At 35.7% G+C, this 13,513-nt stretch carries 9 protein-coding genes and 1 tRNA gene; 6 read left to right on the top strand and 4 right to left on the bottom strand.

Features of this window, described 5'->3' with window-relative positions:
* Positions 1–5 precede the first annotated feature (5 nt).
* From V7S76_RS08870 to V7S76_RS08855, 4 genes are all read right to left on the bottom strand, one after another.
* On the bottom strand, positions 6–1,265 hold the full coding sequence (locus V7S76_RS08870; RefSeq protein ID WP_459509734.1) for an HD domain-containing protein: 1,260 nt from the start codon (positions 1,263–1,265) through the stop codon (positions 6–8).
* A 30-nt stretch (positions 1,266–1,295) separates the two neighbouring features.
* A complete protein-coding gene (locus V7S76_RS08865; RefSeq protein WP_459509733.1) occupies positions 1,296–2,726 on the bottom strand; it encodes a DUF1501 domain-containing protein in 1,431 nt (476 codons plus the stop codon).
* Positions 2,727–2,740: 14 nt separating this feature from the next.
* Entirely contained in the window at positions 2,741–5,548 is a 2,808-nt protein-coding gene (locus V7S76_RS08860) for a DUF1549 domain-containing protein (protein WP_459509732.1), read from the bottom strand.
* 100 nt (positions 5,549–5,648) lie between these two features.
* Positions 5,649–5,722 (bottom strand) — tRNA-Ile (locus V7S76_RS08855).
* 386 nt (positions 5,723–6,108) lie between these two features.
* Between V7S76_RS08855 and rhaT the strand changes: the two genes are divergently transcribed.
* The 6 genes from rhaT to leuB all read left to right on the top strand — a co-directional run bounded on the left by rhaT (position 6,109) and on the right by leuB (position 12,973).
* Positions 6,109–7,161 (top strand): L-rhamnose/proton symporter RhaT, encoded by a 1,053-nt coding sequence (gene rhaT / locus V7S76_RS08850; RefSeq protein WP_459509731.1) that lies wholly within the window; start codon positions 6,109–6,111, stop codon positions 7,159–7,161.
* Complete coding sequence (locus tag V7S76_RS08845) at positions 7,162–8,193, top strand: GntR family transcriptional regulator (protein WP_459509730.1); 1,032 nt, start codon at positions 7,162–7,164, stop codon at positions 8,191–8,193.
* Between the two features lie 155 nt (positions 8,194–8,348).
* Positions 8,349–9,752: a 3-isopropylmalate dehydratase large subunit gene (leuC, locus tag V7S76_RS08840; protein ID WP_459509728.1), complete on the top strand. Its 1,404-nt coding sequence runs from the start codon at positions 8,349–8,351 to the stop codon at positions 9,750–9,752.
* Between the two features lie 21 nt (positions 9,753–9,773).
* On the top strand, positions 9,774–10,364 hold the full coding sequence (gene leuD, locus V7S76_RS08835; RefSeq protein ID WP_459509727.1) for a 3-isopropylmalate dehydratase small subunit: 591 nt from the start codon (positions 9,774–9,776) through the stop codon (positions 10,362–10,364).
* Between the two features lie 25 nt (positions 10,365–10,389).
* Positions 10,390–11,886, top strand: a complete 1,497-nt coding sequence (locus tag V7S76_RS08830; protein WP_459509726.1) for an alpha-isopropylmalate synthase regulatory domain-containing protein — start codon at positions 10,390–10,392, stop codon at positions 11,884–11,886.
* A 13-nt stretch (positions 11,887–11,899) separates the two neighbouring features.
* Positions 11,900–12,973, top strand: coding sequence for a 3-isopropylmalate dehydrogenase (leuB, locus tag V7S76_RS08825; RefSeq protein ID WP_459509725.1), 1,074 nt, complete (start codon positions 11,900–11,902; stop codon positions 12,971–12,973).
* Positions 12,974–13,513 lie beyond the last annotated feature (540 nt).

Genomic DNA, 13,513 nt, shown 5'->3' with positions numbered 1-13,513 from the left:
ATGAATTAAAAGTCTAAAGGCCTAATTAAATTGCCATGCAAATATACGCTCTTTGGACAACAAAAATAGTATTTTTTTACAATCTTACTCAATGCTTGTATGGTCGGTAAATCAGAAGCCTCAACTAACTCGACCATCTGGCCTTGTTTATCGACGATCTTGATCGTGTTATCGCCTTGTACATAGGCAGCATTGCTCGTAGAGCCTTCTATGAAAAAATATTTCAGATCTTCTGAAGAAATACCCAAATCTTTCATAATCAATTGCTCTATTTCCGTCTTTTTTGCTTTGGAAATAGGTTGAGAACCTAGTTTACATGTATAAAGCTTTCTTTGAAGAAAGTTGGTACAAAGTACACTTAGAATGACATCTTTGCTATTTTTCCAATTTTTAATGGCTGCCCAAATGTCATGATCATCTAAATCAATAAAATTATTTAATAGTTCAGCTTGGGTCGAAAATTCTTCCCAGGTAAACGATTTGGATAAAAATAGGAGTAAGGGTTCCGAACAATTTATTTGTTCACCTTTTTGAATTAAATCTTTGGCCCGATTCAAAATTTGAATCAGCATTGATTCCGCAGCGATGGCAGTTTTGTGTAAATACACTTGCCAATACATCAATCTGCGTGCCATTAAAAAATTCTCAATGGAATAAATCCCTTTTTCTTCCAAGACCAATTGTTCATTTACTAAATCCAACATACTGAGAAGTCGTTCCGAACCAATAAATCCTTCTCTAACCCCAGTATAAAAGGAATCTCTACTCAAATAATCCAATCGATCGACATCCAATTGGGAAGAGATTAATTGATGGAAAAATTTTCTTGGGTATTTATCTGAAAACATCTGAATGGCCAAATCTAATTTCCCATCAAAATACGCATTCAGTTTTTCCATGATCAAATTGGATACCTGTTCATGATGAACATCATTTAGCAAGGTAAATTCCAAAACATGTGAAAAAGGCCCGTGACCAATATCATGTAACAATATGGCAATTTCTGCCGCTTCTCTTTCAGCCTCCGAAATTGGATAGCCTTTTGCTTGAAGATTATTCAAGGCTTCATCCATCAAATGCATCGCCCCTAAGGCATGGTGAAAACGCGTATGATGAGCACCTGGATAAACAAATTCGGCTAATCCCAACTGCTTGATTCTCTTTAATCGCTGAAAATATGGATGGTCTATCAACTTCAACAAAAATGGATTGTTGATTTTGATAAATCCATAAATAGGATCATTGATGATTTTAGTTGGGTACATTTTAGTAATTAAACAACAAAAATACCAAAATTAAATGAATAATTCTTTCACAGGTTTACCTTTTCCATCGGGAGTGGTATAAAATGGCCTCTTTTCAATTTCGTAGTGTGTATCGGGTTGAATACCTAAAGCATGGTAAATGGATTGGTGGATTCCATCAATTTTTATCGGATTTTCAATGGTTTTACAAGGTCTCTCATCCGACGTTTTACCATAAACATATCCTTTTTTTATCCCTCCGCCAAACATCAAAACCGAACATCCATCTGTAAAATGTCGATGCATGCCATAAAATTTGATATCATTTAATATATCAGGTTGATTCACTTGCTCTTTTACTTTAGCATCAGGTCTTCCTTCTACCATCATGTCCCGACTAAATTCCGATGCAATCACAATCAAGGTTTTATCCAACCGTCCAGATTGGTCCAAATCTTTGATTAATTGGGCGATAGGACTATCAATTAGCTTTTTCATTCCTGCCATTCTCGTATGACCATTTTCATGGGTATCAAAACCTACGAAGGGTTCATATTCGGTTGTTACTGAGATAAAACGAGCTCCATTTTCAATTAACCTTTTTGCTAACAAACAACCTAGACCAAATCTTCCAGTATTGTATTTATCATAAACTTCCTTGGGTTCATCGCTTAAATTAAACGCTTTCGATTCAGGTGAATTTAACAGAATATAAGCTTGCTCCATGGATCTTTTTAGCGATTCTTTTTGGTATTCACTTCCATAATCTTGCCAAGGACTCTTTTGGATCAGTTCCTTGTATAGTTTATTTCTACTTTCAAATCTTTTTAAACTCATGCCAACCGGCGGACGAACGCTTTCGAGTCCTTGACTAGGATCAGGAATAAAAAAAGGTCCAAATTCATTTCCTAAAAAGCCTGCAGTATGAAATGCTTTTAATTCTTCTGCTTCACCAACCGTAAATCGTTGGCCAATATCTATAAAAGCCGGTATTACAGGGTTTTTAGGCCCTAATTCTTTGGCTATCCAAGCACCAATGTGTGGCGCGGCAACTGTTTGTGGGGGCTCATAACAGGTATGCCAATTGTATTGATGACGAGAATGTAAAATATGTCCTAAATCGGCAGCCACATACGAACGAATCAACGTTCCTTTATCCATCACATTCCCAATGGATTCTAAACCTTCTGAAAAATGGATTCCATCTAGTTTTGTCGGCACAGATGGGAAGGTACTTAACACTCGATTTCCTTCCATACCTTTTTCATAAGGCGTATATTTTTTTGGATCAAATGTTTCTGTATGCGCCATGCCTCCAGCCATCCAAAGTAAAATAACCGAATCGGCTGTGGGTGCTATTTTGGCTAAGGTTTGTTCAGGTTGGGTCAACAGATGTTTAACGGGCGAATGATATCCCATGGCAGCCAATGTAGCCAAACTGGTATTCTGCAAAAATTCTCTACGATTCCATTCTTTGTTCATATGGCATTGCTTAACTAAATGATTAATTGGAATTCAGGTAATAAGGTAATAACCCAAGCTAAATCTTGAATTCCTTCAATCGTTGTTTTTTGACCTATAAACTGTAAGGCTGTCCTTTTCTCTCTTTGGGTGGGTAATCGACCTAAGGCATTTAAATAAAGCTGATCAATCAATTTCGAACTTGATGGAAATTTTTGAGTTAATTCTTGGGCGCCTTTGTTCAAGGTTTGATTAAATAGTGAACCATTGGTTAATTCCAGCGCTTGCAATAAATTAGCTTGTGTAGTTCTGGAAGTGCTGACTGTTTCTCGATTGGGTCGCCCTAACGCAGTTAAAAAAGCATCATTTTTGACCAAACTAGCTCTAACAAATGGTATTTCTTTGCTGATTTCATCAGGTAATGCTTTTTTCTCCAAAGCTTCAGTTTTGTAAAGTGGAAAAAAACTTTGACTAACCGCATCGGAGAATTGTTCCGCGCTTAATCTACGCTTAAGCATACCTTTGAAAATAAAATTTGAGGAAGTTAAAATCTGAGGATCCTTGATCCCAAAACTTGGTTGTTGATAAATCTTGGAGGTGACAATTTGATAAATTAATTGTTTGATATTCCCATTGGAATTGGAAAAATCGTAAGCCAAGTAATCCAATAAATCTTGACTCCATGGTTCATTATCCATGGCATCCAATGGCTCTACAATTCCTCTACCCATTAATTGTGCCCAAATTCGATTGACAAAAGTTCGATAAAAACGACCATTTTTCTTTTGAACAATGATGTCGGCTAGTTGAATTAATCTTTCGGAAGAAATCGGACTATCTTTTAATTCACCTAATTCCTTGCTATACAGAACTTTTCGCTTCGCCATTTTGCCAGTTGGTAAATCACATCGATGAATTTCTAAGTTATTTTCAGAAAAAATATTGGCAAAGTTATAGGCATCTTCCAATTTCCAATCATTGATAAAACTATCATGACAAGAAGCACATTTGAGATTTAAACCAAAAAATACCTGCGATACATTTTGAGCGGCTTGCATTTCAGTGCTTTGACTCGAGTTAATGGTTCCTCTCCAGGCAATACCTTTGATAAATCCTTGTGAATCTTTGCTTGGATTGATTAATTCTTTGGCTATTTGATTATAGGATTTGTTCGTTTTCAAGGAATTATACAACCATTTGCTGATTCCAAAACGCCCGTTCGTGATATAACCTGTCCCTGAATAATCATTTCTCAATAAATCGTTCCAAAAGCTGAGCCAATGCTGACTATAATCATTGGATTGCTGGATTAATTTTTGGGCTAAGATTTCTCTTTTTTTCGGGTTGCTGTTATTTTTAAAAGTCTGTATTTCTTCTGGTTTGGGTAGCAATCCGATGATATCCAAATAGATACGGCGAATATAAATATCATCGCTTACAGGTTTTTGCCAAAGGATGTGTTGCTTTTTAAAATAATCATTGACCAATAAATCGATAGGGGATACCAAGGTACCGGTCGCCTTTGGAATGTTGGGTAATCTTGGCGCCATTTCGGCTACTCTGTACAAGCTTTTATCGGGACCTTCAGGCCATAAAGCACCGTTTTTAATCCAAAATGATAAAAGCTCAATTTCTTCTCTACTAACACGCTTTCCTTTTGTTGGCATCGCATCTTCATCCTCGGCGGGAAGTTTAATGCGTCGAATGATTTCACTTTGTTCAGGTTTTCCAGGAATGACTACCGGGCCATTTTTACCACCTTTGAAAATAAATTCTTTTTTATCGAAACGTAATCCGCCTTTGGCTTTTTGACCATCGTGGCAACTGTAACAATTATGCGCCAAAATGGTCCGCACTTGGATGTTTAATTCGGCAATTTGATTGACTGATAATTGTTCTTGATTGTCGAGTAAATGTGGTTCATGAGTTGATGGTCCTTTATTGACAATCGTATTTTGTGGGATTTGATGGAAATCATCTAATCCTTTTGTTGGTAAAGTTTCTTTTGTAGAGAAATTTGCTGGTTGATTCTTATGGGGCCAAATTGCACCGTTTTTAATCCAGGATTTTAATACAAGAGTTTCATTCTTATTCAATCGTTTCCCTTTTGTAGGCATGGCATCCTCGTCATCAGCAGGTAATAAAATCCGCCGAATCAGTTCACTTTTTTCGGGATGCCCTTTCACCAAAACCGGCCCATTTTCACCACCTTTTAAAAGATTATTTTCTGAATCTAGCCTTAATTTTCCTTTGATTTTTTTGCTTCCATGGCAATCCACGCAAGTATTTTGTAAAATTTCAACCGCCTGAATGGCAATTTTTTCTTCTTGGCTAATTGGTTTTACGAAATCAATTTGTTTTTGACTGGAGGTATCAAGAATAGTTAGGGATGAATCTTGAATTGTTTTTTTAGATGATAGTTGTAAATAATTATCTCCGTGGGTTAATAAAGCACCATAATGTCCGGTAATGCTGACTGCCAAAACACTAATGATTAAGGTGATTTGAAAGGATTTTTTCTCTTTAAAATGGTGGGCCAAAAGACTAATAATGGTCATTAAAGTTGTAAAAATGCCCAACCATTGATGAATAATGACATTATTGCTAGTATATTCCTCTTGGTTGATTAAAATGAATCCCAAAATAGCAGAGATCAGGGATGAAATTCCAGAAATAGGTAAGATATACGCAATGGCTAATCGGTGAGGATCATTTTTTTGTTTTATGGATATCAATTCAAATACCAATGCCAACCAAAGCAAACTAATGGGAAGGTGCACCAACATTGGGTGGCATCTACCTAGTAATCCTAGAAAATCAAGTTGACTTGAAATAGGAGACATTCAAAGAGGGTATAGTTGATAGGTTTAAAAATGAAATTTACTGAAAAATTTGTAAAAAAAAACACTTACCTAAATTCATAAGTAAGTGTTTTTTTCATTGTGGACCAGCATGGGCTCGAACCATGGACCCCCTGATTATGAGTCAGGTGCTCTAACCAGCTGAGCTACAAGTCCTCATTAGATTGAACTAATGTGGTGCAAAAATAAGCAAAATCAATGTTTTAAGAAAGTATTTCCATAAAATTATTCCTAAATCATTATTAATCGAGTTGAAAATCTTTGTGTCACATGTGTAACATTATTTAATTTGACACTTACTCAAAGTTTTTTTTACTCTTTTTTCTCTTGTTATACCACTTTTGGCTTCGACTTTTCTCTGCCAATGCTTCATCATTCACAAGACATTATTCAAACTAGATGGTCTATTTTTCTTGTAACTATCCTTATCACTTAAATAATAGTTGACATTGTTTGTTTCTTTATTTTTGGTTGAATATTTTTAAAATAAGTAAACAATACCTTATTTAATCTTTACATTTAATAAAATCTATTTAATCAATATGGGAGCAATCTTAGGTTTACTTTTTCACAGTCTGGGTGGATTCGCATCCGGGAGTTTTTACATTCCTTATCGAAAAATTCAAGTTTGGTCCTGGGAAAGCGCCTGGATTGTGGGTGGTGTTTTTTCTTGGATTTTAGTTCCCTATGTAGCGGCTTATCTAACCATTCCTAATTTCATGCAAATTATTCAACAAACGGATAGCGATATTTTATTTTGGACATATGCTTTTGGAGTACTTTGGGGAATTGGTGGTCTAACTTTTGGACTAGCTATGAGATACCTAGGTATGTCATTAGGTATGTCAATTGCACTTAGTTTATGCAGTATTTTCGGTTCATTGGTTCCACCCATTTATCGAGAAATTACTGGAATGGAAGGCGATACCATTTCAGCGATTGTTGGTAGCACTGGTGGGAGATGGGTATTGTTTGGAATATTGGTATGCTTGTTAGGGATTTATCTGTGTGGCAAAGCTGGCATGATGAAAGAAAAGGAATTGTCGGATGAGCAAAAAAAGTTGAGTATCAAAGAATTTAGTTTAAGTAAAGGATTGATAGTGGCGACTATCTCAGGCCTTTTGAGTGCATGTTTTAACTTCGGACTAGAAGCTGGCAAATTAATGGCAGATGGTGCTATTGCCAATGGATGTGATCCTTTATTTCAAAACAATGTCATTTTTATCGTGGTGCTTTGGGGAGGATTTACAACCAATTTCATCTGGTGCATGTACCTAAATTTTTCGAATAAAACCTTCGGTGATTATGCCAATCCCAAATCACCTTTAAAAATGAATTATTTATTTGCTGCCGTTGCTGGAACCACCTGGTTTTTACAATTCTTTTTTTACGGTATGGGCGAGAGTAAATTAGGAAATGGAGCTAGTTCTTGGATATTACACATGGCTACCATTATTTTAACCTCCAACGTGTGGGGACTTTATTTTAAAGAATGGCAAGGTGTGTCTAAAAGCACTATGAGGACGATTTTAGGCGGAATTGCTGTTATTTTGATTTCAGTGTTAATTGTAGGTTTTGGTAATTCATTAAACTAAATGAGCGAAAATAATCTTTTCCATATTTTACAAATAGATGCATTTTCATCTACTCCTAAATACCTGCAAATTGCCAATTCGGTGATTGAAGGAATTCGGACAAAGAAAATTAAGAAAGGCGATGTATTGCCTTCCATCAATGAATTGAGTTTTGAAAATTATATTTCCAGAATCACTGTTGAGAAATCTTATAATTATCTGAAATCAAAGGGTATAATTGCATCTGTAAGAGGGAAAGGTTTTTATATTCTTGTTGATAATTTATCTTTTGATTTGCGCGTGTTTCTTCTTTTTAATAAATTAAGTGAACACAAAAAAATCATTTATGATTCTTTTGTAGAAGAGTTAGGGGAGAATGCGAGTGTGGATTTTTTTATTTACAACAATGATTTTAATCTATTTAAGAAAATCATTCAATCCCGAGATCGAGATTATTCGCATATTGTGATTATCCCCCATTTTCTAGATGGAGAGGAAAATGCCCGTGAATTAATCAACCACTTACCCAAAGAAAAACTTTATTTAGTGGATAAATTACTTCCAGGGATTCAAGGCAATTTCGGAGCTGTTTACGAGAATTTTGAAAAAGATATTTTTAATGCTTTAAGTCAAATTTCGGAATCATTAAAAAAGTACCACACATTAAAAATCATCTTTCCCAATACCAGTTATTATCCCTTGGAAATCGTCAATGGATTCATGCGTTTTTGTCAGCATTATGGGTATGAACGTGAAATATTGTCCTCCGCCAAAGATATCACCCCAAAAAATGGAGAACTTTATATCTGTGTCATGGAAAATGATTTGATCCTACTTTTGGACAAAATTTTAGAATCCAAACTCGAATTAGGACAAGATGTTGGAATTATTTCTTACAATGAAACACCTTTAAAACGCTTACTTTTTAGAGGCATTACCACAGTTTCAACAGATTTTATCAATTTAGGAACCAGTGTAGCGCAATTAATCAAGGCCAATTCCAAAGAGCAAATCGAAAATCCATTTCAAGTGATTGCTCGTGATTCTATTTAATGGATATTTGGGGTAATAATTTAGAACAATTGAACAAGAAAAATCTTTTTTTCTATGCCTTTGAATCACTTAAATATTGTTTTTTTCGTAAAAAAATAGCATTTTTGTTGCTTAATTCTTTAGTATAGTGCTTAATAAATAATAAAATTATAAAAATGAGTAACTCTCCAAAAACCTTATTCGACAAAGTCTGGGACTCGCATGTAGTTCGAAATATTGAAGATGGTCCAGATGTTTTTTTTATAGATCGCCATTTTATCCATGAAGTAACAAGTCCTGTGGCTTTTTTAGGCTTAGAAGAAAGAGGGATTGGTGTCATGTTTCCTGAATATACATTTGCCACTGCCGATCATAACACACCTACCATCAATCAGCATTTACCTGTAGAGGATCCTTTGTCTGCGAATCAATTGAAGCAATTGGAAACTAATACCGCCAAATACGGTATTTCTCATTGGGGTTTAGGTGATCCGAAAAATGGGATTGTTCACGTAGTGGGACCTGAAAATGGTATTACTTTACCTGGTATGACCATTGTTTGTGGAGATTCACATACCTCAACGCACGGTGCATTTGGAGCAATTGCTTTTGGTATTGGTACATCAGAGGTGGAGATGGTATTGTCTTCTCAATGTATCATGCAGCCTAAACCAAAGAAAATGCGCATCAATGTTAATGGCGAATTAGGAAAAGGCGTGACGCCCAAAGATGTGGCGTTATACATCATTTCTAAATTATCGACTTCTGGTGCAACGGGTTATTTTGTGGAGTACGCTGGGGATGTTTTTGAAAATATGTCCATGGAAGGACGTATGACGGTTTGTAATTTAAGTATTGAAATGGGTGCTCGTGGTGGAATGATTGCACCAGACCAAACCACTTTCGATTACATAGATGGCCGTGAATTAGCGCCTAAAGGTGCTGATTGGGATAAACAATTAGCCTATTGGAAAACTTTGAAAACAGATGATGGAGCAGAATTTGATTCAGAAATCAATTTCAGTGCATCAGATATTGAACCTATGATTACCTATGGTACCAATCCAGGAATGGGTATCGGTATTTCCAAACATATTCCTAAATCTGGTGAAGTAGAAGGAGGAGCTGCAACTTATGAAAAATCATTGCAATACATGGGCTTCTCAGAAGACGATAGCATGATTGGCAAAAAAGTAGATTATGTTTTTATTGGTTCTTGTACCAATGGACGAATCGAAGATTTTCGTGCATTTGCTTCCATTATCAAAGGACGCAAAAAAGCGGATCATGTGACTGCTTGGGTAGTTCCTGGTTCTCATGTGGTTGAAAAACAAATCAAAGATGAAGGAATTTATGATATCTTAATTGATGCAGGTTTCCTATTACGTCAACCGGGTTGCTCCGCTTGTTTAGCGATGAATGATGACAAAATTCCAGCAGGTAAATATGCAGTGAGTACTTCAAATAGAAATTTTGAAGGTCGTCAAGGACCAGGTTCTAGAACCTTATTAGCGAGTCCATTGGTTGCTGCTGCTGCTGCCATCAGTGGTGTAGTTACAGATCCTAGAGAATTCTTATAATAATTTTAATATACGCTAGACATGGCTTACGATAAATTTACAATTTTAAAAAGTTCTGCAGTACCCTTGCCAATTGAAAATGTGGATACTGATCAAATAATTCCTGCTCGTTTCTTAAAAGCAACTAAACGAGAAGGTTTCGGTGATAATCTTTTCAGAGACTGGAGATACAATGGAGACAATACTCCAAAAACAGATTTTGTATTAAACAATCCAACCTACACTGGAAAAATTCTAGTAGGTGGAAAAAACTTTGGTTCAGGTTCCTCCCGTGAACACGCTGCTTGGGCAGTTTACGATTACGGTTTCAGAGCTGTAGTATCAAGTTTCTTTGCAGATATTTTTAAAGGAAATTGCTTGAATATTGGTGTACTTCCTGTTCAAGTAAGTCCAGAATTTGCTGATACTATTTTCAGTGCCATCGCCGCTGATCCTAACACCGAATTAGAAATCAATTTACCGGATCAAACGATTACTTTATTGGCCACCGGTCAAAGTGAATCTTTTGCTATCAATGGATATAAAAAGAACAATATGATCAATGGTTTTGATGATATTGATTACCTTCAAGCGATGAAAGGGGAAATCCAAACATTTGCATCCAATCGATAATCCTTTGAAAAGACATATTGAAATAATGGACACGACTCTCCGCGATGGTGAACAAACCAGCGGCGTGTCTTTTTCTGCTTCAGAAAAATTAACCATTGCACAATTATTATTGACAGAATTAAAAGTTGATCGAATTGAAATAGCTTCAGCTCGTGTTTCAGATGGTGAATTTCTAGCTGTCAAGAAAATTACGGAATGGGCTGCTTTAAACGGCTTTTTAGGTAAGGTAGAGGTTTTGACATTTGTTGATGGAGGGACTTCGGTCAATTGGATGTTGGAATCAGGAGCCAAAGTAATGAATTTGTTAACCAAGGGTTCATTAAATCATTTAAAGCATCAGTTGAAGAAAACACCTGAGCAACACTTTAAAGAAATTCAGGAAACCATTGAATTAGCTACTTCCAAAGGACTGGAAGTCAATGTGTACCTAGAAGATTGGTCGAATGGAATGCGGAATAGCAAAGATTATGTCATCAGCTATTTGGATTTTTTAAAAGACCAACCCATCAAACGAGTTCTTTTACCAGATACCTTAGGAATTTTGATTCCTTCAGAGGTTAGATTATTTATTTCGGAATTAGTTGCTTTATATCCGAACCTTCATTTCGATTTCCATGCACATAATGATTATGATTTAGCCACGGCTAATGCCATTGAAGCTGTATCAAGCGGCTGTCATGGCCTTCATTTAACGGTCAATGGAATGGGTGAAAGGGCAGGAAATGCTCCTTTGGCCAGTGTAATAGCTGTATTGAATGATTATATGAAAGAGGTGCAAACCTCAGTTGTCGAAAAATCATTGTATACCGTCAGTAAATTAGTTGAAACATTTTCTGGTTTTAGAATTCCTGTAAATAACCCAGTCGTTGGGGAAAATGTATTTACCCAAACAGCCGGAATTCACGCTGATGGAGATAAAAAGAATAATTTATACCACAATGATTTGATGCCAGAAAGATTTGGTAGAGAGCGTAAATATGCTTTAGGCAAAACCAGTGGCAAAGCAAATATTGAAAACAATTTATTGCAATTAGGAATTCAATTGTCTGATGCCGACTTGAAAAAAGTCACTCAGCGTATCATTGAACTAGGAGATAAAAAGGAGGTCGTAACTCAAAATGATTTGCCTTATATTATTTCAGATGTGTTAGATAGTAATACGATCAATGAACGTGTTCAAATTATCAATTATGTTTTAACTCATTCGAAAGAATTGCGTCCGTCGGTGACATTGAAAATATCGATAGACGGAGAATATTACGAAGAACATGCGCAAGGAGATGGTCAATACGATGCATTCATGAAAGCTTTGCAAATTGTTTTTCAAAAGTATGGCAAAGTATTACCGCAATTAAAAGATTATGCTGTTCGGATTCCCCCAGGAGGGGAGTCAGATGCTCTTTGTGAAACCATTATCACTTGGCATACAGGTTCCAAAGAATTGATTACAAGAGGTTTAGATTGTGATCAAACAGTTTCTGCCATCAAGGCAACTCAAAAAATGTTAAATTTGATTTTTTAAATACATACAATTAATGGCAAAAAAGCATATATTAATCGTCCCTGGTGACGGAATTGGACAAGAAGTAACAGCTGTAGGTAAACAAGTTTTAGATAAGATTGCAGCAAGATTTAATCATGATTTTACTTATGATGAAGCATTAATCGGTCACGTAGCAATTGAGGCGACTGGTGATCCACTTCCAGCTGAGTCATTGGAAAAAATGAAAAATTCAGATGCTGTTTTATTTGGTGCTGTAGGTCATCCAAAATATGATAATGACCCTTCTGCTAAAGTTCGTCCGGAACAAGGTTTATTGAAAATGCGTAAAGAATTGGGTTTATATGCCAATTTACGCCCGATTAAATTATTCGATGAATTGTTAAGTGCTTCTTCCATTAAGCCTGAAATTTTGAAAGGTGCTGATATTTTGTTTTTCCGCGAGTTAACCGGAGATATTTATTTTGGCGAAAAAGGTAGAAAGAATGATGGTAATACAGCCTACGATGTAGCTGAATACAGTCGTTATGAAGTAGAAAGAATTGGTCGTAAGGCTTTCGAAGCTGCACGAACTCGTAGAAAAAAATTAGTTTCTGTCGATAAGGCAAATGTATTAGAATCTTCACGTTTATGGAGAGAAGAAATTCAAAAATTAGCTTTAGAGTATCCTGACGTAGAAGTTGAATATCAATTTGTGGATGCTACGGCTATGCTTTTGATCAAAGATCCTAAACGTTTTGATGTAGTAGTTACCGCGAATTTATTTGGAGATATTTTGACCGATGAAGCTTCGCAAATTGCGGGTTCCATGGGTATGTTAGCCTCGGCATCGATTGGAGATGGTACGGGTGTTTATGAGCCAATTCATGGATCTGCTCATGATATCACAGGTAAAGGTTTAGCTAATCCGATGGCTTCTGTTTTATCTGCTGCATTATTGTTGGACATTTCTTTTGGGATGAAAGAAGAATCAGAAGTAGTTATAAACGCGGTAGATCAGGTCTTGAAAAAAGGATTTAGAACTCGCGACATTGCTGATTCCACAACGGATCCTTCTATGATTTTAGGAACAGATGCAATTGGGGAAGAAATTTTAAAATTGATTTAATGTTCATAAACTTATTATTAAATGCTCTGAGATTCTTCTCCGAGCATTTTTTATGCATAAAGTATTTTAGTTAGTACCTTAACCATCAAATTTTATTCTTTCAACATGAAAATTTATCTACTCTTATTTATCCTATTCCTTGGATTTTTTACAAGAGCTCAGAATTCATTATCCATTCCAATTGAAGTAACTGATTTAATGAAATTTAGAAATGTTGGCTAACTTCAACTTTCACCCAATGGTCTTCAGGTTTTATTTACTGAAATGGAAATTTTGGAATAAAATGAAAAGAAAGTAGAATTCAATTATGTCATCCACTTACATGGGTGATTTAATATGTAAAAATAACCGTCAAAGAATTGATCAAATGCTTCGTACCTATGAATTTTTTAGTCGGTATTTGAAATTAAAATGACACTATCCCATAAACTGTGTAAGTAAAAAACAGGGGCTTCGGATTTGCTTTTAAATTCGGAGCCTTTTTTCAAATATAGCCAAAAATTGATTCAAAATAATTCCCCAGTTGTGAATTGGCATACC

The organism is Aquirufa sp. ROCK2-A2 (assembly GCF_054558485.1).
This window is presented reverse-complemented; position numbering and strand designations above follow the sequence as displayed.